24 protein-coding genes are annotated in these 22,954 nt (G+C 74.7%); 9 read left to right on the forward strand and 15 right to left on the reverse strand.

Features of this window, described 5'->3' with window-relative positions:
• Window positions 1-765: HAMP domain-containing protein (locus tag IEZ00_RS20405; protein ID WP_189224901.1), on the reverse strand; the 765-nt coding region annotated here is incomplete at its 3' end.
• Between the two features lie 140 nt (window positions 766-905).
• Here IEZ00_RS20405 and IEZ00_RS20410 point away from each other — a divergent pair.
• Together IEZ00_RS20410 and IEZ00_RS20415 are read left to right on the forward strand one after the other, a co-directional pair.
• Window positions 906-2,309: a PP2C family protein-serine/threonine phosphatase gene (locus IEZ00_RS20410; RefSeq protein WP_189224902.1), complete on the forward strand. Its 1,404-nt coding sequence runs from the start codon at window positions 906-908 to the stop codon at window positions 2,307-2,309.
• A 158-nt stretch (window positions 2,310-2,467) separates the two neighbouring features.
• Window positions 2,468-3,118, forward strand: a complete 651-nt coding sequence (locus IEZ00_RS20415) for a class I SAM-dependent methyltransferase (protein ID WP_189224903.1) — start codon at window positions 2,468-2,470, stop codon at window positions 3,116-3,118.
• Window positions 3,119-3,124: 6 nt separating this feature from the next.
• Here the strand turns inward: IEZ00_RS20415 and IEZ00_RS20420 are convergent, their stop codons facing one another.
• The 3 genes from IEZ00_RS20420 to IEZ00_RS20430 are packed head-to-tail and all read right to left on the reverse strand — an operon-like array spanning window position 3,125 to window position 7,395.
• Window positions 3,125-4,492, reverse strand: a complete 1,368-nt coding sequence (locus IEZ00_RS20420) for a nickel/cobalt transporter (protein WP_229795941.1) — start codon at window positions 4,490-4,492, stop codon at window positions 3,125-3,127.
• Window positions 4,489-5,754, reverse strand: coding sequence for a tetratricopeptide repeat protein (locus IEZ00_RS20425; RefSeq protein ID WP_189224904.1), 1,266 nt, complete (start codon window positions 5,752-5,754; stop codon window positions 4,489-4,491). The genes IEZ00_RS20420 and IEZ00_RS20425 overlap by 4 nt, the downstream gene beginning before the upstream one ends.
• A gap of 60 nt (window positions 5,755-5,814) precedes the next feature.
• Window positions 5,815-7,395 carry a DUF4331 domain-containing protein gene (locus tag IEZ00_RS20430; RefSeq protein WP_189224905.1) on the reverse strand — a complete coding sequence of 527 codons (1,581 nt, stop codon included), beginning with the start codon at window positions 7,393-7,395 and terminating at the stop codon, window positions 5,815-5,817.
• A gap of 257 nt (window positions 7,396-7,652) precedes the next feature.
• Here IEZ00_RS20430 and IEZ00_RS20435 point away from each other — a divergent pair, with 257 nt between their 5' ends.
• Entirely contained in the window at window positions 7,653-8,615 is a 963-nt protein-coding gene (locus IEZ00_RS20435) for an XRE family transcriptional regulator (protein WP_189224906.1), read from the forward strand.
• Complete coding sequence (locus tag IEZ00_RS20440; protein WP_189224907.1) at window positions 8,612-9,166, forward strand: flavoprotein; 555 nt, start codon at window positions 8,612-8,614, stop codon at window positions 9,164-9,166. The genes IEZ00_RS20435 and IEZ00_RS20440 overlap by 4 nt, the downstream gene beginning before the upstream one ends.
• Here the strand turns inward: IEZ00_RS20440 and IEZ00_RS20445 are convergent.
• Window positions 9,142-9,945, reverse strand: a complete 804-nt coding sequence (locus tag IEZ00_RS20445; RefSeq protein ID WP_189224908.1) for a glycoside hydrolase family 16 protein — start codon at window positions 9,943-9,945, stop codon at window positions 9,142-9,144. The two genes, IEZ00_RS20440 and IEZ00_RS20445, sit on opposite strands and share 25 nt — an antisense overlap.
• Before the next feature lie 94 nt (window positions 9,946-10,039).
• Window positions 10,040-10,909 (reverse strand): LysR family transcriptional regulator ArgP, encoded by an 870-nt coding sequence (locus IEZ00_RS20450; RefSeq protein ID WP_189225080.1) that lies wholly within the window; start codon window positions 10,907-10,909, stop codon window positions 10,040-10,042.
• Window positions 10,910-10,977: 68 nt separating this feature from the next.
• Between IEZ00_RS20450 and IEZ00_RS20455 the strand changes: the two genes are divergently transcribed.
• Window positions 10,978-11,574, forward strand: coding sequence for a LysE/ArgO family amino acid transporter (locus tag IEZ00_RS20455; RefSeq protein ID WP_229795942.1), 597 nt, complete (start codon window positions 10,978-10,980; stop codon window positions 11,572-11,574).
• A gap of 13 nt (window positions 11,575-11,587) precedes the next feature.
• On the opposite strand, the gene IEZ00_RS20460 is transcribed toward IEZ00_RS20455, so the two are convergent.
• From IEZ00_RS20460 to IEZ00_RS20475, 4 genes are all read right to left on the reverse strand, one after another.
• Window positions 11,588-12,532: a TolB family protein gene (locus IEZ00_RS20460; protein WP_373293170.1), complete on the reverse strand. Its 945-nt coding sequence runs from the start codon at window positions 12,530-12,532 to the stop codon at window positions 11,588-11,590.
• Between the two features lie 5 nt (window positions 12,533-12,537).
• On the reverse strand, window positions 12,538-13,749 hold the full coding sequence (locus IEZ00_RS20465; RefSeq protein ID WP_189224910.1) for an MFS transporter: 1,212 nt from the start codon (window positions 13,747-13,749) through the stop codon (window positions 12,538-12,540).
• Window positions 13,750-13,776: 27 nt separating this feature from the next.
• Window positions 13,777-15,162 (reverse strand): CBM96 family carbohydrate-binding protein, encoded by a 1,386-nt coding sequence (locus tag IEZ00_RS20470; RefSeq protein ID WP_189224911.1) that lies wholly within the window; start codon window positions 15,160-15,162, stop codon window positions 13,777-13,779.
• Between the two features lie 114 nt (window positions 15,163-15,276).
• Complete coding sequence (locus IEZ00_RS20475) at window positions 15,277-15,702, reverse strand: hypothetical protein (RefSeq protein ID WP_189224912.1); 426 nt, start codon at window positions 15,700-15,702, stop codon at window positions 15,277-15,279.
• Between the two features lie 98 nt (window positions 15,703-15,800).
• Here IEZ00_RS20475 and IEZ00_RS20480 point away from each other — a divergent pair, with 98 nt between their 5' ends.
• From IEZ00_RS20480 to IEZ00_RS20495, 4 genes are read left to right on the forward strand one after another with little or no spacing between them, the layout of a single operon-like run.
• Window positions 15,801-16,202, forward strand: a complete 402-nt coding sequence (locus IEZ00_RS20480; protein WP_189224913.1) for a TOBE domain-containing protein — start codon at window positions 15,801-15,803, stop codon at window positions 16,200-16,202.
• Window positions 16,199-16,930, forward strand: a complete 732-nt coding sequence (gene modA / locus IEZ00_RS20485) for a molybdate ABC transporter substrate-binding protein (protein ID WP_189224914.1) — start codon at window positions 16,199-16,201, stop codon at window positions 16,928-16,930. The genes IEZ00_RS20480 and modA overlap by 4 nt, the downstream gene beginning before the upstream one ends.
• A complete protein-coding gene (gene modB / locus IEZ00_RS20490) occupies window positions 16,927-17,712 on the forward strand; it encodes a molybdate ABC transporter permease subunit (RefSeq protein WP_189224915.1) in 786 nt (261 codons plus the stop codon). The genes modA and modB overlap by 4 nt, the downstream gene beginning before the upstream one ends.
• Window positions 17,709-18,755 carry a sulfate/molybdate ABC transporter ATP-binding protein gene (locus tag IEZ00_RS20495; protein WP_189224916.1) on the forward strand — a complete coding sequence of 349 codons (1,047 nt, stop codon included), beginning with the start codon at window positions 17,709-17,711 and terminating at the stop codon, window positions 18,753-18,755. The genes modB and IEZ00_RS20495 overlap by 4 nt, the downstream gene beginning before the upstream one ends.
• On the opposite strand, the gene IEZ00_RS20500 is transcribed toward IEZ00_RS20495, so the two are convergent.
• The 5 genes from IEZ00_RS20500 to IEZ00_RS36875 form a co-directional block, all read right to left on the reverse strand.
• Window positions 18,733-19,263: a hypothetical protein gene (locus IEZ00_RS20500; protein ID WP_189224917.1), complete on the reverse strand. Its 531-nt coding sequence runs from the start codon at window positions 19,261-19,263 to the stop codon at window positions 18,733-18,735. The genes IEZ00_RS20495 and IEZ00_RS20500 overlap by 23 nt on opposite strands.
• A 73-nt stretch (window positions 19,264-19,336) precedes the next feature.
• Complete coding sequence (locus tag IEZ00_RS20505; RefSeq protein WP_229795943.1) at window positions 19,337-19,858, reverse strand: MOSC domain-containing protein; 522 nt, start codon at window positions 19,856-19,858, stop codon at window positions 19,337-19,339.
• A 28-nt stretch (window positions 19,859-19,886) separates the two neighbouring features.
• Window positions 19,887-20,519 carry an MBL fold metallo-hydrolase gene (locus tag IEZ00_RS20510; RefSeq protein WP_189224919.1) on the reverse strand — a complete coding sequence of 211 codons (633 nt, stop codon included), beginning with the start codon at window positions 20,517-20,519 and terminating at the stop codon, window positions 19,887-19,889.
• Window positions 20,520-20,540: 21 nt separating this feature from the next.
• Window positions 20,541-22,322 (reverse strand): ABC transporter ATP-binding protein, encoded by a 1,782-nt coding sequence (locus tag IEZ00_RS20515; protein WP_189224920.1) that lies wholly within the window; start codon window positions 22,320-22,322, stop codon window positions 20,541-20,543.
• On the reverse strand, window positions 22,319-22,954 hold a 636-nt coding region (locus IEZ00_RS36875; RefSeq protein ID WP_229795944.1), incomplete at its 5' end, for an ATP-binding cassette domain-containing protein. The genes IEZ00_RS20515 and IEZ00_RS36875, both read right to left, overlap by 4 nt.

Raw genomic sequence — 22,954 nt, forward strand, 5'->3', positions numbered from 1 at the left:
TCCTTCGGTGCCGACTTCGCGGGCGACGCGGGTGACCTCGTCGGCGAAGGCGGAGAGCTGGTCGACCATCGTGTTGACGGTGTCCTTGAGCTCCAGCATCTCGCCCGCGACGGTCACGGTGATCTTCTGCGACAGGTCGCCCTGCGCCACCGCCGTGGCCACCTGGGCGATGTCGCGCACCTGCGCGGTGAGGTTGCCGGACATGAAGTTCACCGAGTCGGTGAGGTCCTTCCAGGTGCCGCCGACACCGGGCACCTCGGCCTGGCCGCCCAGCCTGCCGTCGGTGCCGATCTCGCGGGCCACGCGGGTCACCTCGCCCGCGAACGTGCGCAGCGTCGCGGTCATCGAGTTGAAGCTCTCCACCACCGCGGCCACCTCGCCGCGCGCGGCCACCGTGATCTCCTGGGACAGGTCGCCCTCGGCCACCGCGGCCAGCACCCGGCTCAGCTCGGCGGTCGGCCGGGTCAGGTCGTCGATCAGGCCGTTGACCGAGTCCACGGCCAGCGCCCAGCCCGCCGGGCCCGCGCCGGAGGCCATCCGGTCGCCCAGCCTGCCCTCCTGGCCCACCCCCTGGCGCACCCGCACCAGCTCGCCCACCAGCCACTGGTTGCGCTCGGCGATCTCGTTGAACACCTCGGCCAGCTCGGCCGCCACGCCCCCGCGCGGCACCACCAGGCGGCGGCGGAAGTTGCCGTCGCGCATCTCCCGCATGGCGGTCAGCAACCGGTCGAGGGTCACGTCCGTGTCGTCCTGAGCGGTCGTCACACCAGCCTCCGATGTCGCCTCTGAGGTCCGCCTGAGGTCCGCCTGATGTCCGCGGTCTGCGTCAAGCCTGCCACTGTCCGCACGCCGCCGTGCCGGGGCGGTCCGATAAGTTGGGTCCGACCCGACACACAGGAGCCGCGATGGCCCAGGGGTACCGGAACGGCACCGAGGCGGGCTTCGACCTCGACGGCTGGCGGCTGCTCGTCGACGGCTTCCGCGAAGCCGTCGTGGTGCTCGACCCGGACGGCGTGGCGCGCCTGGCCAACTCCATGGCCGCGGCGCTGTTCCCGGACGTCCGGGTGGGCGAGCGCGCGCCCGAGCCGGGCGGGCGGCGCCAGGACCTCGGCGGCGGCTGGACCGCCTGGTACCGGGACGCCGACGAGCTGCTGGACCGGCTCTCGCGGCGGCTGGTCGAGCTGACCGACCGGGCGGCGGCGGTGCGGGCGGTGGTGGAGGTGGCACCCGCCGATCACCCGGTGGTGGTGGTGCCGGGGGCGCGCGGAAGGCTGGAGTGGTGGCGCCGCACGCCCGCCGGGGACGTGGCGGTCAGCCGCACCACCCGCCAGGTCGCCGACGGCGTGCCGGGCCTGGCCGCCGTGCTCGCGCGCGAAGTCGACCACGCGCGGCTGGACGAGCCGGGCGAAGGGCCGTGGGGCCTGCCGCCGGGCGTCGGGCCGCCCGCGCTGGCCGTGCCGCTGACCGACGGGGCGGCGCTGGTGTGCTTCCGGTGCTCCTGCGACGTGCCGATGCTGCGCCGCTTCGCCGAGCGCGCCGCGGCCGCGCTGGAGGCCGGGACCAGGTTCGGCGAGCAGCAGCGCACCGTCGAGGCGCTGCGCAGCGGCCTGCTGCCCAGTTCGCTGCCCAGCGTCGCGGGCGTGCGGCTGGCCGCCGTGTTCGAACCCGCGCACCGGCGGGCGGCGGTGGGCGGCGACTTCTACGACGTGCACCCGCGCGAGGACGGCAGCGCCGCGTTCGTGCTGGGGGACGTGGCGGGCAACGGCATCGAGGCCGCCGTCCACAGCGGCCGCGTGCGGCAGAGCCTGCACACCCTGCTGCTGGTGGAGCAGCGGCCCGCGCAGCTGCTGCACCTGCTCAACGCGGCGCTGCGGGCGGCGGGCAGCAGGCTGTTCACCACCGCGGTCGTGGGCAACCTGGTGCCGGTGCAGTCCGGTGGGCTGCGGCTGGCGCTGGCCACCGGCGGGCACCCGGTCCCGCTGGTGCTGCGCGCGGACGGGCGGGTGGACGAGGTGCCGGTGCACGGCGGGATCGTGGGCGTGCTGCCGGAGGTGCGGTTCCAGCAGGTCGAGCTGTCGCTGGCACCGGGGGAGTCGCTGCTGCTCTACAGCGACGGCGTGACCGAGGCCCGCTCGCACCGGGACCGCCGGGAGCTGTTCGGCGACGAGCGGCTGCGCGCCGCGCTGGCCGCGTGCGCGGGCGAACCCGCCGAGGCGATCGCCGAGCACCTGCGGCGAGTGGTGTTCGAGTGGCTGGGCGACACCGAGCACGACGACCTCACCCTGCTGCTCCTCCAAGCCACCCACTGACCGCGTCGGCAAGTACCACCCGAGCCCCGTCCCAGGGCGTTCAACTACTACCCGTGCGCTTCGGGTAGTGGAAAACGGCCACCGCGGACCCGTCGGGTAGTACTTGCAGGCGCTGGAAATCGGGTGAGCTGGGTGTGGAGGGCTGCCAGACTGCCGGGATGACCGCTGACCGGGATGTGGACGCGAACAGGCTGGCCGCGCGCTCGCTGGCCGAGGGGGACCCGACGGGGTGGTTCGAGCGGCTCTACGCCGAGGCCGCGACAGGTGCCGCGATCGTGCCGTGGGAGCGCGACGCCCCCAATCCGCTGCTGGCGGACTGGACCGCGCGGCGAGGCCTCGACGGCACGGACAAGCGGGCTCTGGTGGTGGGCTGCGGGTACGGCGTGGACGCCGAGCACGTCGCCTCCCTGGGATTCCGCACCACCGCCTTCGACATCTCCGAGACCGCGATCCGCGGCGCGCGCGAGCGCTTCCCCGCCTCCGCGGTGGACTACGTCGTGGCCGACCTGCTGGACCCGCCCGCCGAGTGGGCGGAACAGTTCGACCTCGTGGTGGAGTCGATCACGGTGCAGTCCATGCCACTGGGCGTGCGCGACCGGGCGATCACGGGCGTGGCGCAGATGGTCGCACCGGGCGGTGAGCTGCTGGTGATCGCGGGCATCCACGACGGGGGCGAGCACGCGGACAACCCGCCCTGGCCGCTCACCCGCGAGGAGTTGGAGTCGTTCGCCGTGGGCGGGCTGCGGCTGGAGCACGTGGAGCGGGTCGCGGAGGCGCACCGGTGGCGGGCGGTGTTCCGGCGGGCGTGACATCCGTCAGCTCAGCAGCGAGCGCGCGGTCAGGCCCAGGCCGACCACGAGCACCAGCGCGGCGGTGAGGGCGGGCAGGGCGGTGAAGCGGTCGCGCCACCGCTCCACCGCCGTCAGCCGGTCCCGCAGCCGCACCAGCAGCAGGCCGACCGCCGTCAGGGTGGCGGCCATGCCCAGGCCGTAACCCAGCACCAGCAGGACGCCGAACCAGGTCCGGCCCAGCGCCACCGCGCCCAGCAGCACCACCAGCGCCGAGGGGCTGGGCACCAGGCCGCCCGCGACTCCCATGCCCACCAACCCGGCTCGACTCACACGATGCCCGTGCCCGTGCCCGTGCCCGTGCCCGTGCCCGTGCCCGTGCCCATGACCGTGCCCATGACCGTGCCCGGCGGGGACGAGTTCGCGGTGCCGGGCGGCGGAGCGCAGCAGCGCCGCGCCCACCCCGGCCACGATCAGCCCGCTGGCCACGCCCAGCCAGCGCAGCACCGACTCCCCCGCCAGGGCGCTGCCCGCGCTGATCACCAGCCCCAGCACCAGCACACCGGCGGTGTGCGTCGCGGTCACCGTCGCCCCGACGACCACCGCGTCACGCGCGGTGCCCGAGCGACCCGCCAGGTACGCCGCGATCACCGTCTTCCCGTGCCCCGGCAACGCCGCGTGCGAGGCCCCCAGCACCAGGGACAGCAGCACCGCCAGCACGCCCACCAGCGGCGTCAGCGACCGGCTGCCCGCGAACGAGGTGAACGCCGAGGTCGCCGCGCCCAGCACCGGTCCACCCGCCGAAGACGCGGCGGCAGGGGCCTCGCCGCCCGCGCCCGCGCGCACCGCCAGCGCCACCGACCGCACGTCCGGCGGGTCGGTGAGCAGGTCCTGCGGGTAGGACCGCAGCTCGTCGCTGACGCTGGTCGCGGGTACCGGCGAGTCCAGCGCCACGCCCCGGCCCACGGCGGTCATCTCCCGCCAGCCGATGCGGTCCGCGCGGTAGTCGCCGCGGACCACCACGCTCGACGCCGGGGCGGCGTCGGCCCGCACCAGGCAGGTCAGCCGCGTCGTGGGCAGCCCGGCCTCGCCAGGGGGGAACTCCACCGCGCTGGAGCGCACCGCCGTGGCCACCGCCCGGCCGTCCACCTCCACGGTGGTGGCACGGTTCACCTCGGCGCACTCGCGGGCGGCGTAGTCGTCCACTTCGGACGGACGCTGCTGGAGCGTCGGGATTTCCGCGATGTCCACGACCGCGCGCAGCTCCACGTGGCCGGGGTGCACGGTGATGCCGTGGTAGTGGTTGACCGTGAAGTTGCCCAGCGGGTGCGCCGATGCCTCGGCGGGCACACCGAGGAACAGCAGCACCAGCGTGAGCAGGAGGGCCGCTCTCACCGCAGGCCCGCCAGCGTCGCGGTGGCCACCGGGGCGTCCACGGGGGAGAAGTGCGGGTTGATCCGCAGCGCCTCCTCCAGCGCCCCCGCGGCCTCGTCCCGCCTGCCCAGCGCGGCCAGCACCACGCCGCGGTGGAAGGCGAACACCGCGTTGCGCCAGCCGGAGGACGCGGCGCGCTCGGCGAAGCCCAGCGCCTCGGCGTCGCGCCCGTTGAGGTGCAGCGCCCACGCCAGCGCGTCGGCCACCAGCGGGTGCTGCCTGCGACCCCACTCCGCCTCGGCCAGCCGCAGCGCCTGCGCCGCGTCACCGCGGTCGGCGGCCACCACCGACGCGGCCAGGTCGTCCGGCACCAGCCGGAACTGCTGCGCCAGCACGTCGAACTGCCGCGCGGCCTCCTCGTGGCGGCCCACCGCGCGCAGCAGGTTCGCGTGCTCGTGCAGGTACTGCGGCAGCGGCGTGCGCGCGACCAGGTCCGCGTAGGTGTCCAGGGCCCGGTCGCGCTCGCCGCGCGCGGCGGCGACCTTCGCCGTGCCCTGCAACAGGGTCGCGTCGCGGGGGTCGAGCCGCAACCCCTCCTCGTAGTGCCGGGCGGCCAGGTCGAGCTGGCCGTTGTCGAACGCCAGCTCACCCAGGTGGTAGCGGCAGAACACCACCTCGGCGGGCGCGGAGGCCACGCCCAGCGCCCGCTCCAGCGCCTCGCGCGCCGCGGTCACCTCGCCGCGCTGCTCCATGTCGTACGCGGCCCTGGTGAACGAGGCGACGCCCGGTTCCAGGTCCAGCATCCGCTGCACCGCCGCGGTCGCCTCCGCCGCGGCACCCAGCTGCGTGAGCGCGTCGGCGAGCACGCCGTGCGCCTCGGCGGTGTCGGGCAGCAGCGCGGTGGCCTTCTGCCCGAAGTCGCGGGCCGCGGCGAAGTCGTGCCGCGCGTTGGCCAGCGCGCCCAGGCCGAGGTAGGCCCAGCCGTTGTCGGTGGGCCGGTGCCGCACGGACTCGTCCAGCGCGCCCTGCGCCTTCTCGTAGTACGACGGGTCGCCGGTCACCCTGGCCTGCTCCACGTACGCCGAGCCGAGCGCGGCCCACGCCTGCGCGTCGGACGGGGTGCGCCGCAGCTTGTCCTGCGTGGCGGAGATGGTGCGGTGCAAGGCTGATTCGGCGACGGCGGCGACCGGTTGCGGGGTGTCCGATGTGGACACCGACGACACGGCGGTCACCAGGAGCGCGACGCCGCCGACGATGGCGGTGACCGCGAGGAGCCGGAACATGGTGCCTCCACGGTGGGACGACCACGGGGGGCGCTGGGCAGGGCGCCCCCCGTGGGTGGACTACTCGCTCGGGGAGACCTGCTGGCCGCGGTGCCGCAACACCCAGCCGCCCGCGCCGATCAGCAGGATCGCGAGCAGTCCGCTCAACAGCGGCGCGGTGGGCACGCCCGTCTCGCCCGCTGTCGGCTTGACGGCGACGTCGGTGCCGCCGGAGTTGACCGCGACGTTGTTGGGCAGCGCCACGTAGGGGAAGGAGTTGCCGAAGGACTGCTCGTTGGCGTCGACCTTGTCGCCCGCCGCCAGCGCGGCCACCACGCCGCTGACCGCCGCGCCCTCCAGCGCCTGCAAGCCGATGTCGAGCACGTCGTCGGTGAGCCTGCGACCGTTGGGGAAGCCCTGGTTGTCCTGGGCCAGCACGCCCAGCCGGTTCGGCTCGCCCGCGGGCGCGACGCCCATGTTCAGCCGGAGCTGCTCGGAGGGCACGAACCGGCGCTTGTCCACGTCGGCGTTGTTCAGCTGGGAGTTCAGGTCCGCCTTGATCGGCCCGCCCGCCTTGGTGGTGATGCCGGTCAGGAAGATCTCGGCCAGGTCGGTCCGGGGGCCCTTGGGCGCGGGAACCCGGTAGATGGCCTCGACCAGCTTGGGCACCTCCGGGTCGTTGACCCGGTCCACCAGCTCCTGGACCTTGGCGTCCTTGTCCGGGGTGAGGGAGTTGAACGTGTCCTTCAGCGCCGCGGGCACCACGACCTCGTTGACCAGCGGGTTGCCCAGCCGCGAGACCTGCACGAAGTCGCCGTGGGCGCGGGACTTGCCCGGCGTCAGCTGCATCGACTGCCGCTCGGCGTCGCTCCACACGCCGATCACCGGGTTGCGCTTGTGGTCGCCGCGCAGCGCCAGCACCGCCTTGGGCACCTGGAGGGCCAGCGTGTTGACGTTGTAGCCGCGCAGCGTGTCCTGCCCGACCTCGGACAGGTCGCCGCCGTAGAGCAGGTCGAACACCCGAAGGTCCAGGAAGAACGGGTCGTCGGCCTGACCCGCGAACGCCTTGCCCCCGCCGCCGATCTCGGTGATCGCCTGCTGGCGCAGCGCGCCGTAGTCCGGCATGGACTTGGGGCCGTTGTTGGACGGCGCGACCTTGCCGTGCTGCACCAGCTTCTTGGCGTTGCCCTGCTCGTCGATCAGCTCCAGCGTGTAGGTCTGGCGGAACAGCAGGTTCTCGTCGTCCAGCGAGGTGACCGCGCCGTTGCTGTAGAGGAAGGTCCCGCCGCCGCGCCGGTCGTCGTCGCGGAAGGTCCACCGGAAGGTCAGGTCCGCCTTGGCGTCGCCGTCGTTGTCGATGTTGATGTCGTAGCGGGCGTCGTCGGCGAACGGGTAGAAGTTGGGGCCGCCGTTGGGTTCCTGGAACGGGGCCCAGTTGGCGATCAGCGTGACGGTGTCGGGGCGGTCCGGGCTGACGAACGCGTACAGGTCCGTGCCGTCCACGGCGGGGTCGCCCGCGATCAGCGGGGCCTCGCGGTGGCTGGACGCGCCCGCGGGCCCCGGCGCCGCGCCGACCAGCCCGGCGGCCAGCGCGGCGGTGCCGACCGCAGTGAGCGCGGCGACCGCCCTGGTCGTCCGCCGCGCGGTGTGCGGTGATGCCATGCCCAATCCTTCCGTCGGGTACGCCAGACAATTCGGCGTGCGCGGGCATGGCGTTCAGAAAGTAGGGGTCGGCGCGACGTTTCCGCAGGTCGGGGCAACGTTCGAAAAGGGAACCCAATCCGCCCGGAGGACACCCGATGCGCCTGCAAGTACTACCCGACCCCTCTGCCGAGGTCGTCGACTACTACCCGGCCTCAAGGGCTGCCGAACCGCAGTTCAGCGTGCCTCCCTCCGCCTGCCCCCGAGAGGATGGTGTGGTGAGTCCGCTCAACCGTCGTTCGGTGCTCGTCCTCGGCACCGCCGCGGCCCTGCCGGGACTCGGGTCCGGCACCGCACCCACCCGGTACGTCGCCGAGTTGGTCACCGCCCTGCACCGCGACTGCCAGGCGACCAAGTACCGCGAAGTGGGCCGCGCGCTGCCACGGGTCGGGGAGGCGGTGGGGCGCCTGGTCGCCGACCGCCGGAACAGGCAGACACTTGCCCTGAGGTGTGACGTGCTGATCGCCCAGGCGAAACTGGCGACCAAGCTGGGTGATGGCGTCACCGCCTACGCGGCCGCGGAAGAGGCGCTGCGCACCGCCGAAACCACTGACGACCCGATCGGTCGCGCCAGGGCGGCCTACTGGCTGACGTGCGCCCTGCTGAAGCTGGCCGATCCGGAAGAGGCCGAGCGCAACGCGGTCGCGGCGGCGGAGGTCGTGACGGGGCTCGATCCGCGCAGCCTGTCCTGTCGCGGATCGCTGGTGCTGATCGGCTCTGTCATCGCCGCTCGCAGGGGCGACGCGGCGGAGGCGCGGCGGAGGCTGGCGCACGCCGCGCGACTGGCCGACCGGCTGGGGCGGGACGGCAACATCGGCTTCAGCGCTTTCGGGCCGACCAACGTCGCCATCCACCGGATGTCGGTGGCGGCTGCTCTGGGTGATCCCGACGCGGTGCTGTCCTCGGGCGAGCGCCTCGACGTCGACTCGATGCCGCCCGGCTTGCTGGGGCGGCGCGGGCAGTACCACCTGGAGAGCGCGTGGGCGCACAGCAGGCGTGGCGAGCCCGTCTCCGCGGTGGTCCACCTCTTGGAGGCCGAACGGGTCGCACCGGAACTGGTGCGCGCCGAGCGCACCAACCGGACCGCCCGAGCACTGGTGGAGGACCTGCTCGCACAGCGGCACCCTCGTGCCGTGCCCGGCCTGCGCGGCTTGGCCTGCCGGACGGGGCTGCTCGCGTGAGCCCGTCCGACCGCTGCGCCTACGTGGTGGCCTCCGCCGCGCCCCCGGTCCTGCGCGTGGCGGATCTCGTCACGCGGCTGACCGGCGACGGCTGGCGGGTGTGCCTCGTGGCCACGCCCACCGCCGCCTCCTGGGTCGACCTCGACGCCATCGCGGCAGGAACCGGTTGCATCGCACGCGCCGCCCCCGACCCGCCGGGGCGGGGCACGCCGCTGCCGAGGGCGGACGCGGTGCTGGCCGCGCCGCTGACCTTCAACTCCGCCAACAAGTGGGCGGCGGGTATCAGCGACAACCTGGCGCTGGGCTTGCTGAACGAGCTGCTCGGCGTCGACGTGCCGGTGATCGCCGCCCCGTGCGTGAAGGAGTCGCTGCGCCGCCACCCGGCCTACGGCGACAGCGTCGCCAGGCTGACCGCCGCGGGTGTCGTGCTGGTGGACGCCGTCGCCGGGCGCGGGCCGGACGGCCTGGTCGCCTTCGACTGGGCGCGCCTGGCCGACGCGCTCCACCACGCGGCGGTCGACCCCGGTCAGGCCCGCGTGCGGCCCACGTAGACGTCGCGCGCCCGGTACAGCGTGTCGCCCGACGGCCCGGAGGAGCCCGAGGAGCCCTCCATCTGGAGGTTGATGATGATCCACATCGGCTGGTTGACGAAGTTGGCGCCGCGGTGCTGCCCGACCCACTTGTCGTCGACGTAGTAGTGGATGTCCACGTCGGTGGCGCTGACCTTGGCGATCCAGGCGCGGTAGGAGTGCCAGGCGCCGGGATTGGCCACCGGCGTGGTGGTGCTCGACCAGCCGCCGTCCGCGTTGCGGTAGGTGTTGGACCAGTTCCTGGTGTCGCCCTTGTACTCCAGGATGTCGCTCTCCGGCGGCCAGCTGTTGACGCCGGTGAGCCAGAACGCGGGCCAGGTGCCGCGCGCGGACGGGGCCTGGAACTCGCCCTTGACCTCCCAGTTCGGGAACTGGTCGGTGACCCGCACCTGCTGCTTGGCGTGCACCGCGCCGGAGTGGTAGCGGATGGGCAGGTGCGGGTCCGCCGAACTGGTGCCCTCGTCCCAGTTGATCCGGCTGGCCCTGATCGCCAGCACCCCGGAGCCGTCCAGGAAGACGTGGTTGTGGTCGGAGGCGCTGGCGTACATGCGCGCGCTGCCGTTGTGGTCCGAGCCCCAGGGGTAGCGGTAGTTCCACGCCGATTCCAGGGCCGAGTAGCTCGCGAACGAGCCGCTGAGCACGGTTTCCCAGGTGGCCGCCCGAGCGGTCGCGGTCGGCAGCGCGACGCCCGCCGCGCCCGCGCAGCTCGCGGCCAGGAACCCCCGTCGACTGAGTGCCATGACGTGAACCTCTCCGTTCGGCTCGACACCGGACGCGGCGGCAGGCGCTTCTGAAAGCGCTTTCCCCGACCGTAGGGACGCGGCCCGCCGCGCGTCAACAGCGCAGTTCGCCCGCCGCCGCCCGGAACACCGCGTCGGCCACCCGCGCCAGCGGCGGGGAGTCCAGCTTCCACTGCTGCCAGTGCAGCGGCACGTCCACCGGGCGGTGCGGGGACAGCCGGACCAGCTCGACGTCCAGCCCGGCGATCTGCGCCTCGGTCAGCAGCGCCCAGCCCGCGCCGGAGGTGACCGCGTCGACGAACACCGGACCGTCGGGCAGGTGGTGCCTGGGACCGGTCGCCTCGCGGCCGGTGGTCTCGCGGCAGAACTGGTCCTGCAGGTCGTCCTTCTCGTCGAAGACCACCACGGGCGCGTCCGCGACCGACCCCGGCGACAGCCACCGCGCGGCGAACTCCGGCGTGGCCACCGCGTGGTAGCGCATCCGGCCCAGCGGTCGCGCCACGCAGCCCTGCACCGGGCGCGGGGACGAGGTGACCGCCGCGACCACCAGGCCCTGCCGCAGCAGCTCGGCGGTGTGGTCCTGGTCGTCGCGGTGCAGCTGGAGCACCAGGCCGGGATCGCCCGCCAGCTCGCGGACCACCACGCGGAACCACGTGGACAGCGAGTCGGCGTTGACCGCGACCTGCACCCTGGTCGGCTCGGTCAGCAGGCCCAACCCGGTATTGACGTCCCGCTCCAGCAGCGCCAACTGCCTGCCGTAGCGGGCGATCACCGCACCGGACTCGGTCAGCCGCACGGGCTTGGCGCGGACCAGCAGCACCCGCCCGGTGCGCTGCTCCAGCACCTTGATCCGCTGGCTCACCGCGGACGGCGTCACGTGCAGCGCGCGGGCCGCGCCGTCGAACGTGCCCTCGTCGACCACGGCCAGCAGCGTGCGCACGCACTCCGGCGGCAGGTCCACCATCACGAGCGCTAATGGTACTGAAGAAAATGTAGCTGGCCTTATCAGCTGGGGCTTCTTAGCGTCGTGCCGTGATCCCGCTGCAAGCACTGGCCGCCGGCCTGGGTACCGGACTGTCCCTCATCGTCGTCATCGGCGCGCAGAACGCCTTGGTGCTGCGCCAAGGCGTGCTGCGCCAACAGGTTCCGGCGATCGTGGCGATCTGCGCGGTCTCCGACGCGCTGCTCATCGCGCTGGGCGTCGGTGGTGTCGGGACGGCGCTGACCTCGTGGCCCGTCGCGCTGGAGGTGGTCCGCTGGCTGGGGGCGGCGTTCCTGGTCGGCTACGGCGTGCTGGCCGCCCGACGGGTGCTGCGCCCCGGCGCGCTGGTGGTGGGCGGCGCGGCCCCCGCCGCCGCGGTGCTGACCTGCCTGGCGCTGACCTGGCTCAACCCGCACGTCTACCTGGACACCGTGCTGCTGCTGGGCACGGCCTCCACCGGCTGGGGCGACGCGCGCTGGTGGTTCGCGGCGGGCGCGATGACCGCGAGCGCCCTGTGGTTCTCCTCACTGGGCTTCGGCGCGCGCAGGCTGTCCACCGCTTTCGCCCGCCCCGCGACCTGGCGCGTGCTCGACGCCGCGGTGGCGGTGGTGGTGACCGCCACCGGCATCTCCCTCGCGCTGGGCTGAGCGGGACTCGCGGCTAGGGCGCGGGGGAGTTGGCCTCGGGCACCAGGACGCGGGGCGTGCCGGTGCCGTCGGCGGGCACCGTCCAGACGTCGTTGGTGCCGTCGCCGCGCTGCACCCCGTAGACCACCGCCGAGTCGTCCCACCACGCGGGCTGGTCGTCCACGCTCCGCGTCTCGGCCAGCGGCGTGCTGCTCAGCGTGGCCAGGTCCATGACCGACAGCCGCCAGCCCCGCCCTGGGTCGCCGTCGACCGCCGCCTTGTAGGCGATCCGCCTGCCGTCGGGGGACAGCGAGGGGCACTCGACGTTGTCCACTAGCGGGCGCAGGGTGCGCGCGGCGAAGTCGCCCACCACCAGGTAGCGGTGGCCGCCGGTGGACATGGTGGCGTAGAACCGGTTGTCGTCGGCGGTGAACGTGACGCCCCAGAAGTTGCGGTCCGCGGCCTGGCCCGGTTCCCCGTCGACGGTGAACTCCTCCAGCGAGGTGACCAACGCGCCGGTGCGGGTGTCCAGCACGCCCGTGCTGGTGGAGAACCCGCCCGCCGCGTATGAGTGCCCGTCGACGAACAGCGTCCACGCCACCATGCGCCCGCTGGCCGACACCCTGGCCCGGTTGGGGAACCCGGTCAGCGGCACGGTCCGCAGCTCGCGCAGCCCCTCGTCCAGCACCACCAGCGCACCGGCCGCGAGCGCCCCAGCCGGGCGCAGGCAGGCGATCGTGCCCCCGGCCGCGTGCGCGCGGTCGCACCGCTGGCCGGTCACCTCGCGCGGCCCGGCCGGGTCGGCACGTGACACCGCCGACAGCCTGCCGTTGCTCAGCACGTGCATCCGGGGGCCGGTGACCGGCGCGGACGGCAACGGCTGGGCCGGGTCGGCGGCCAGCCGGGCGTACCCGACCGCCACCCCGCCCAGCACCACCGCCGCCACGGCGGTGACCGCCAGCCTGCCGCGCCGGGACAGCGCGGTCACGACCGGCGTCCCAGCAGCGCGGCCGTGCCCACGAGGGCCAGCGCCACACCGGCCGCGGCGATCCCGCTCGCCGCCTCCGGGCCGAAGTGCTGCCACGCCAAGCCGAACAGCACGGAGGAACCCAGGTACGCCAGTGCCTGTCCACTTTGGACCAGAGCGATGCCGGTGGCCCGCAGGCGCGCGGGCAGCAGCGGCCCGGCCAGCGCGATCAGCACGCCGTCGGTCGCCGCGTAGAAGGCCCCGTAGAGCAGCAGGACCAACCCGACCAGCGGCCAGCCGCCCAGCGGGCCGGACAGCAGCAGGTGCACCAGCACCAGCAGGGCGTAGCCGCCCAGGACCACCGGCAGCCTGCCGACCCGGTCGGCCAGCGCGCCCAGCGGGGCGGCCAGCAGCAGGTACACCAGGCTGGTGCCGACCGCCAGCAGCGGGAACCAGCCCAGCGACAACCCCTCCCGCTGCTGCAGCAGCAGGTAGACGAACCCGTCGCCGACCGTGGCCAGGCCGAGCAGCACGGCGGCGGCCACGACCCGCCGCACGCCCCCGTCCCGCAGCAGGGCCCCGACCGCGCGCGGGCGGACCGGTTCGGGCCGGGCCGCGGGGGCCTCGCGGTGGTCGCGCACGAACAGCACCAGCACCACCACGCCCAGCGCGGCGACGCAGGCGCTGGTGACGAACACCGAGTCGAACGACTGCCCGGCGGCGGCCAGCACGGCCAGCGCCACCAGCGGGCCGAGGAACGCGCCTGCCCCGTCCATCGCGCGGTGCACGCCGAACGCCCGGCCCAGGTCGTGGACGGGGGTGGACAGGGTGATCAGCGCGTCGCGCGGCGCGGTGCGCAGCCCCTTGCCCGCCCGGTCCACGGCGATGGCCGCGCCGATGCCCGCGGCGGAGGTGGCCAGCAGGCCCAGCTTGGCCACCGCCGACAGGCCGTACCCCAGACCGGCCACGGCCTTGCGCCGGTCGGTCAGGTCGGCGAGGAACCCGCCGACCAGGCGCAGCAGCGTGGTGGCACCGGTGTAGAGGCCGTCGACCACGCCGTAGGCGGCCGGGCTGAACTGCAGGCCGACGACCAGGTAGAGGGGCAGCACCGCGGTCACCATCTCCGACGACACGTCGGTGATCAGGCTGACCGCGCCCAGCGCCAGGACGTTGCCGCTGACGCCCTTCCAGCCCAGCGTCCTCGGGCGGTCGGTGGTGGACAGGTACACGGGCACCTCCGCTGGCGGGGGAGCGGGTCAGTGGCAGGCGGTGGTGCCGCTGTCGCTGTAGCTCCTGCCCGCCTCGGGGACGAACTGCCAGTCGTAGCTGTCGCTGTGCAGGGTCAGCTTCAGCACGCCGTAGGTGTCGCTGTTGCGCGCCTCGCTGTTGGGCTTGATGGTGCCGAACCGGTAGTGGCCCGCACCGCCCATGCCCGCCACGAACGAGCGGATGCCGCGTGCGGTGTCCAGGCCCCCGTTGGGGTTCTGCGGGGCGAACCGCTCGTACTGGTGGTTGTGCCCGGTCAGCACCACATCGGCGTTGTAGTCGTAGAGCGCCTGGAAGAGCGGGCGGGTCGCGGTGGAGGGCGAGTGGTTGGCGCCCGAGGTGAACAGCGGGTGGTGCCAGTACGCGACCGTGCACCGCTTGGTGCTGGCGGCCAGGTCCGCGCGCAGCCACCGCTCCTGCGGCGAGCCCGCCGACATGGAGATGTTGGAGTTCAACGAGATGACGTGCCAGTCGCCCAGGTCGTAGGAGTAGTAGCCGCGACCGGACGGACCCGCTTGCGCGCCGAAGTAGTCGTAGTACCCGCTGGCGCCGCTGGTGTTGTAGTCGTGGTTGCCGGGCGAGGGCCTGGTGCGCGCCTTGTGCCTGCCCCAGGTGGGCTCGTAGTAGCTGCTGAACTCCGACCTCGTGCCGCTGTCGTAGACGTTGTCCCCCAAGGTGAACACCGTGCCGGGGATGTCGTCCAGCAGGTCGGCGGTGACGCTGTCGCCGGACCCGGAGTCGGAGATGTCGCCCACGCCGACGAGCACCGGGTCGGCGCTGGGCGCGGGCGTGGTGGTCGTCGTGCCCGTGGTGACCACCAGTTGCGGCGCGGTGGCGCCGGTCTCCCGCGAGTCGTAGTCGGCGCCGTCGGTGCTCGTCGAGGTGACGCCGATGCTGTAGGTGCCGTTGCCGGTCACGTAGGAGGTCACGTCCAGTTCGTGCCAGGCGTTGCGCGACACCGCGCCCAGCTCGCCGAGGGCGGTGCCGTCGATGGCGGGCTGGTCGTTCCAGGTCACCCCGGTCTCCGACCACGTGGTGTCGGTGGTGGCGCGGAAGGTGCCGCCCGCGCCGCTGTGCGCGTCGGCCACGTCGTCGGTGTGCACGCGCAGCTTGGCGCCGCTGACCGCGCCGGGCAGGCCGCTGACGGTGAACTTGAGGAACAGCCGCTTGACCGGTGAGCCGTCCACGCCGAGCTGACCGGAGGTGCCGTGGTTGGTGGCGGCCGCCGAGCTGTCCACGAAGGCGTCGGCGGTGGCGGTGAAGGTGGTGGTGGCCGCCGCGGCGGCGGGCGCGTCGCCGGAGGCGGCGGCGGTGAGGGTGGCCGCGGTGGCGATGCCGACCGCGACGACGGCGAGAGGAGCCCTACGACCTGGCATGGTGCGCTGTCCTTCGCAGCGGGGACAAGGGCGGCTCGACGCTACGCAAGCCAGGACGCCACGGGGTGAGCGCCCGCCGTCCGCAGGGTGAACGGGCGGGGAACCTCCGCGACCTCAGGGGTTCATCTCGTGCCCGGAGCGGCCATCGGTGGTGTTGCGCTGCTTCATCTCCGACTCGAAGACGTGCCGGACCCCGCCGAGCAGCTCATCCCGCACCTTCCGCTCCCAGTCCCGGAACAGCTGGTAGTAGCCCTCGTCGTACTCCTCGACCAGCTGGAAGGTCCACCGCCCCGGCACCACGTTGTGCCCGACCAGCTCGGCCTCCAGCCGCTCGGCCAGCTCGGTGTGGCCCGCCTCGCGCAGCAGCCGGGCGGCGTCCGCGACCTGGCCGTCGGCGCCCCCGGTGAGCTGGTGGAACGAGAAGAGGTGGCCGCGGGCGCGCTCGGTGGTCTCCAGCGCCTCGGTCAGCCGCCCCACGGCCTCCACCGTCGTGTCGTCCACGCCCTCGGGTCGCCTGCCGTCCGCCGCTGGGATGCTCATGGACGGGGAATACCCGTTGCGCGCGGGCCTAACAGGGTGAAGAACCTTCGGATTGAAGAAGGCTTTCGACCCGCGTCAGCGGATGTATCGTGGCGACTGTGCCGAATCTGCGGATAAGCGAGGCCGCTGCCCTGCTCGGTGTCAGCGACGACACCGTGCGGCGGTGGATCGACCAGGGGCGACTGCCCGCCGTGCGGCTGGACAACGGCCGCAAGGGCGTGGCGGGGCGCGAGCTGGCCGCGTTCGCGCAGCGCGGGGCGGACAGCGCCGAGCCCGGCGCGACCGTCGCGGCTTCGGCGCGCAACAGGATGCGCGGGATCGTCACCCGCGTGCTCAAGGACGGGGTGATGGCCCAGGTCGAGATGCAGGCCGGGCCGTTCCGCCTGGTGTCGCTGATGAGCCGGGAGGCCGCCGAGGAGCTGGGGCTGGAGCCGGGCAGCGTCGCGGTCGCCTCCATCAAGTCCACCCACGTCGTCGTCGAGATCCCGGAGACCACGTGAGGCGGCCCCCCGTGCTCGCCCCGGTGCTCGCCGCAGCGCTGGTGGGCGCGTGCTCCTCCGCGCCCGACGGGACCACCGTGACGGTGTACGCCGCCGCGTCGCTGACCGAGGTGTTCACCGGTCTGGGCGCGGACTTCCAGGCCGCCAACCCCGGTGCGCGGGTCAGCTTCAACTTCGGCGGCAGCTCCGCGCTGGCGCAGCAGATCGGCCAGGGCGCGCCCGCCGACGTGTTCGCCTCCGCATCGCCCGCGACGATGGAGCAGGTCGCCGCCGAGGTCGACCGGCCGGTGACCTTCGCCCGCAACCGGCTGGAGATCGCGGTCCCCGGCGGCAACCCGGCGGGTGTCACGGGCCTGGCCGACTTCGGCCGGGCGGAGGCCAGGATCGCGCTGTGCGCCGAGCGGGTGCCCTGCGGCGCGGCGGCCGGGGAGGTGTTCCGGGCGGCCGGGATCACCCCGCGACCGGACACCCTGGAGCAGGACGTGAAGGCGGTGCTGACCAAGGTCCGGCTCGGCGAGGTGGACGCCGCGCTGGTCTACCGCACCGACGTGCGGGCCGCGGGCGGCGAGGTCGAGGGCATCGGGTTCGCCGAGGCCGAGCGGGCGGTCAACGACTACCCGATCGCGCCGCTGAAGCGCGCTTCCCCGCGCGGCAGGCAGTTCGTCGACTTCGTGGTGTCGCAGGCGGGGCGCGCGGCGCTCACCGCAGCCGGGTTCGACGTGCCGTGATCCGCGACCGCCCGCTGGTCCTGGTGCTGCCCGCGCTGGCGGGCCTGGCCTTCCTCGTGGTGCCGCTGCTGGGGCTGCTGGTGCGCGCGCCCTGGGCCGAGCTGCCCGCCCGGCTGTTCAGCGCCGAGGTGGGGAACGCGCTGCGGCTGTCGCTGGTGTGCGCGAGCCTGGCCACCGCGCTGTGCCTGGTGCTGGGCGTCCCGCTGGCCTGGCTGCTGGCGCGCGGCGACGTGCCGGGGCGCGGGCTGCTGCGGGCGCTGGTGACCGTGCCGCTGGTGCTGCCGCCCGTGGTCGGCGGCGTGGCGCTGCTGCTGGTGCTGGGCAGGCGCGGGCTGGTCGGGCAGCACCTGGAGGCGTGGTTCGGCGTGTCGCTGCCGTTCACCACCGCCGGGGTGGTGGTCGCCGAGGCGTTCGTGGCCATGCCGTTCCTGGTGATCGCGGTCGAGGGCGCGCTGCGCGCGGCCGACCCCCGCTACGAGGAGGCCGCGGCGACGCTGGGGGCGTCGCGGTGGCTGACCTTCCGCCGGGTCACGCTGCCGTCGGTCGCGCCGGGCGTGGTGGCCGGGGCGGTGCTGTGCTGGGCGCGGGCGCTGGGGGAGTTCGGCGCGACGATCACCTTCGCGGGCAACTTCCCCGGCGAGACCACGACCATGCCGCTGGCGGTCTACCTGGCGCTGGAAACCGACCCGGACGCCGCGATCGTGCTGAGCCTGGTACTGCTGCTGGTGTCGGTGGGCGTGCTGGCCGGGCTGCGCGACCGCTGGGTCGGTGGTGCCGGGTGAGTCTGCGCGCCGAACTGCGCGTGGTCCGCGACCGGTTCCGGCTCGACGTGGACCTCGACGTCGCGCCGGGGGAGGTGGTCGCCCTGCTGGGCCCCAACGGCGCGGGCAAGACCACCGCGCTGCGCGCGCTGGCCGGGCTGACCCCCGGCGGCCGGGTGCGGGTGGACGGCGCGGCCTGGGACGGGCTGCCCGTGCGGCGGCGGCCGGTCGGCGTGGTGTTCCAGGACTACCTGCTGTTCCCCACCATGTCGGCGCTGGAGAACGTGGCGTTCGGGCTGCGCGCCCGAGGGGTGCGGCGGGCCGCCGCGCGCGCCGAGGCGGCCCGGTGGCTGGAACGGGTCGGGCTGGCCGCCCACGCCGAGTCCCGGCCCCGCGCCCTGTCCGGCGGGCAGGCGCAGCGCGTCGCGCTGGCCCGCGCGCTGGCCACCGGACCGCGGCTGCTGCTGCTGGACGAACCGCTCGCCGCGCTGGACGCGGGCACCCGCGTGCACGTCCGCGCCGAGCTGTCGCGGCACCTGGGCGAGTTCACCGGCCACACCGTGCTGGTCACCCACGACCCGCTGGACGCGATGGTGCTGGCCGACCGGCTGGTGATCCTGGAGCGGGGGCGCGTGGTGCAGGAGGGGACGCCCGCGGAGGTCGCCCGCACGCCCCGCACCGACTACGTCGCCCACCTGGTGGGGCTCAACCTCTACCGCGGCGTGGCCGAGGGCGGCACCGTCCGGCTCGACGGCGGGGGCGTGCTCACCGTCGCCGAGCCCGCCGACGGCCCGGTGCACGTGGCGTTCCCACCCGCGGCCGTCAGCCTGTTCCCGCAGGCCCCGGCGGGCAGCCCGCGCAACACCTGGCCGGTGACCGTGGCGGGCGTCGAGCAGCACGCGCACACCACGCGGGTGCGGCTGGACGGCGCCCCGCCGGTGCTGGCCGACATCACCACCGCGACACTGGCCGACCTGCGGCTGCGGCCCGGCGACGCGCTGTGGGCGGTGCTCAAGGCCACCGAGGTGCGCACCTACCCGATCACCGGGGCGGGCGGGGGATGAGCACGGCGACCTCGGTGAGGTCGTCGAGGAACTCCGCACCCGGCTGACCGCCGACCGGCTCGGCCTCGGCCACCACGACCGTCGCGCCGTCCAGCGCCGAGGTGTAGTTGTGGGCGTGGAAGGGGATCTCGGGCAGGCCGAGCAGGGCGCGGGGCAGCGGCGTGATGTCGCCGGTGCCGTGCACGTCCTCCAGGGCGCGGAACTCCCTGGCGTCGCGGCGCAGGCGGAACTCCACCCACGCCACCGACACCACCGCGCTCGCCCGGTCGTTCGACACGGTGAACAGCGCCCGGCTCAGCGAGGCGCACGGCGTGGTGGCCAGCAGGTCGCGCACCTGGCCGAAGGAGTGCGGCACGCAGTCGGCGTCGTGCTGGACCTTCACCTCGCCCTGCCGCACCCCCAGGTCCGCCCACGGGTCTTCGGGCTCGGGGGCGCTCATGCCGTTGGCGCCCACCACGACGACGCCTGCGAGGGCGGTACCCGCCACTACCGCTGCCAGACTCGCCATGCCGCCTCCCGTCGGTGCCCGCCCACAGTCTTGCCCCTGCCGCTCGGCGGCGAAACGCGCGGGCCCGGCGAGGTCAGACCGGCCGCAGCGCGGTGCGCGGCCCGGCGGGCAGCTCGACCCGGATCTCGTCGCCGGGGCGGACCACCCCGCCGACCAGCACCACCGACATGATCCCCGCCTTGCGGACCAGGTTGCCGTCCTCGTCGCGGTCCAGCACGGCCGCGAGCATCCCCCGCTGGAAGTCGTCGATCTGCGCGCACGGGTTGCGCAGGCCGGTGACCTCCACGACCGCTTCGGCGCCCAGGCGCAGGAGGGTGCCGGTGGGCAGGCCCAGCAGGTCGACCCCGCGCGTGGTGATGTTCTCGCCGAGCTGGCCCGCCGAGACCCGGAAACCGGCCGCGTTGAGCTCGTCGAGCAGCTCGGAGTGGATCAGGTGGACCTGCCGCAGGTTGGGCTGCGTGGGGTCGCGGCGCACCCGCGAGCGGTGCTTGACCAGCTCCCCCCGGTGCGCGTCGCCCTCGACGCCGATCCCGGCGATCAGCAGGACCGCGTCCTGGGTGGGCTTGCTGAACGTGTGCTCCGCGCTCCGGCTCACGGCCGTCACCATCCCCATGACCGCGACCCTACTGCCGCGCCAGCGGGTCGCCGTGGCCCACGCACACCACCCGCGCGTCCAGGTCCAGCAACCGCCGCGCGGAGGCCAGCAGCCGAGGCCGGTCCAGGTTGAACACGCCGGGGATGGGCCTGCCCTCCCAGGTGGCCACGGTGTCGCCGGTGAACAGCACCCCGTGCCGAGGCAGGTGCACGGCGATGCTGCCGTCGGTGTGCCCCGGAACGGACAGCACCCGCGCCCCGCCGCCGAACTCCAGCACGTCGCCCTCGTCGACCTCGTGGTCGACCGGTGAGCGGGGCGCGGGCGGCACACCGGGCGTGACGCGCTCGAACAGCTCCCGCTCCTCGTCCGGGATCACCGGGGGCGGGGCGGGCACGTCGCCCCGGACCACCGGCGCCTCCAACCGGTGCGCGAACACCTCCGCGCCGGTCCGCGCGCGCAGGTCGGCGGCCGAACCGATGTGGTCGTCGTGGAAGTGCGTCAGCACGATCCGCCGCACCGGTCCCAGCGCGGTGATCCGCTCGGCGTGCCCGGCGGTGCCGGTGTCGACGAGCGTCAGGCCGTCGTCGTCCTGCCACGCGTACGCCTGGCCGACGGGGAAGCGCAGCATCCGCAGACCGGGCAGCACCTCGATGATCTCCACCCCGGCCACGCTAGGCGGTGCTCAGCCGACCGCGACACCGGTTTCGCCGACGGCGGAGCGCGTGCCCGACCAGGCCGCCCACAGCTGCGCGTACCGGCCGCCCGCGGCCAGCAGGTCGGCGTGGGTGCCGCTCTCCACCACCCGCCCGTCGGCCAGCACCACGACCCGGTCCGCCGAGGCGGCCTGGGTCAGCCGGTGCGCCACCAGCAGCCCGGTCCGCCCGTCCAGCGCGCGGGCGGCGGCGGCCTCCAGCTCGCGGGCGCCCGCGCTGCCCGCGTCGGCGGTGGCCTCGTCCAGGATCGCCACCGGTGGGTCGGCCAGCACCAGCCGGGCCAGCGCCAGCTGCTGGGCCTGCGCCACGGTCAGCCGGTGCCCGCCCTCGCCGACCACGGTCGCCAGCCCGGAGGGCAGCGCCCGCACCCAGCCCAGCGCGCCCACCAGCTCCAGCGCCCCGGTGATCTCCTCGTCGGTCGCGGACGGCCGGGCCAGTCGCAGGTCCTCGGTCAGCGGACCGGCGAAGACGTGCACCTCCTGGCTGATCAGCGCGACCGAGCGCACCGCGCGGTCCAGCTCGACCCCGCCCAGCCGGATGACGCCCGCGGTGGGCCGGTGCACGCCCGCGATCAGCTTGGCCAGCGTGGTCTTGCCCGCGCCGGACGCGCCGACCAGCGCCACCCGCTCGCCGGGGGCCAGTTCCAGGTCGACCCCGCGCAGCACGGGGTGACCGTCCACATAGGAGTGCTCGACGCCGGAGACCGCGATGGCGGTGTTCGCCGGGCGCACCGCGCCGGAGGTGTCGGGCAGCGGCTCGTCGGCCACGCCGACCAGGCGGGCCAGCGACGCCGAGGCGGCCTGGACGTCGTCGGCCAGCGCCAGCGCCGCGTTGATCGGGTTGAACAGGCCGTGGAAGTACAGCGCGGCGGCGGTGGCCGTGCCCACCGACGCGGAACCGTTGCCCACCAGCAGGAAACCGGTCACCAGCACGCCCGCCAGGCCGATGAACTCGGCGAGGTTGAGCCTGCCGTAGAACCGGGTCAGCAGGCGGATGCCGCGCAGCGCCAGGTCCACGGCGGCGGAGGAGCGGGCGCGCACCCGCTCGACGTGCCGCTCGGCCAGGTTGAACGCCCGCACCGTCGACGCGCCGCCGATGGAGTCCAGCAGTTGCTGCTGCTGCGCGCCGACCGCGACCCGCTGGGCCGCGTACAGCCGCACCGCGCGCCCGCCGTACCAGCGCACGGTGTGCGCCTGGATCGGCGCGGCCAGCAGCACCGGGATCAGGAAGCGCCAGTCCAGCACCGCGATGCCCACCACGGTCAGCGCGATGGTCAGCGCGGAGCGGGCCATCACGGGCAGCGCGTTGCGCACCGCGTCGGCGATCACCTGCACGTCGCGGGTCACCCTGGCGGTCAGATCGCCCGCGCCCGCCTGCTCGACCCGCTCCAGCGGCAGGTGCAGGGCGCGCTCCACGAACCGCTCGCGCAGGTCGGCCAGCGCGCCCTCGCCCAGCCGCGCCACCAGCGACGTGCCCGCCGCGACGGCCACGCCCTGCACGGCCGCCACCACGGCCAGCGCGACCACCGGCCAGGTGAGCGCGTCGGCGGGCGAGCCCGCGCCGACCAGGTCGACGACGTGCCCGAGCAGCGGCGCGGTGGCCAGGCCGACGGCGGTGCCCGCCACCAGCACGGCCAGCGCCGCCCAGGCCAGGCCGCGGCGGGGCCGCAGCAGCTCGCCCACGGCGGCGCGCACGCGCGCGGTCGAGGCGGTGGTGAGCAGTTCCCGCGCCGTCCCCTGGTCCGCGCTCATCCCAGCACCACCGCCCGGTAGGTCTCGTCCTCGGTCAGCTCGGCGTGCCCGCCGGTGGCGGCCACCACGCCGTCGCGCACGAACACCACCCGGTCCGCGGCGGTCAGCAGGGCCGGGCTGGTGGCGACCACGATGGTGGTCAGCCCCCGGCGCACCCGCCGGACGCCCTCGGCCAGCGCCACCTCGGTCACCGCGTCCACCGCCGTGGTCGGGTCGTGCACCACCAGCACCGGGGGCGCGGCGGCCAGGGCGCGGGCCAGCGCCACGCGCTGCCGCTGCCCGCCCGACAGCGACCGGCCGCGCTCGGACACCGCGCTGTCCAGCCCGTCGGGCAGCGCTTCGGCCACCTCGTCCACCCGCGCCGCGGCGATCGCCTCGGCCACCCGTGGCCCGCCCGCGGCGACGTTGTCCCGCAGCGAGCCCTCGAACAGGTCCGCGTCGTGCGCGGCCACCAGCAGCGCCGAGCGCCGCGCCGCGGCGTCCAGCTCCGACAGCGCGACGCCGTCCAGCGCCACCTCGCCCTCCTCGGGGTCGACCTCGCGCGCCAGCACGGCCAGCAGCGCGGCGGCGTCGGCCGGGTCGCGCGCCACGACGCCGAGCAGCTCGCCCGGCGCGGCCTCGAAGCTCACCCC

The organism is Saccharothrix coeruleofusca, assembly GCF_014648515.1.
GTDB lineage: Bacteria > Actinomycetota > Actinomycetes > Mycobacteriales > Pseudonocardiaceae > Actinosynnema > Actinosynnema coeruleofuscum.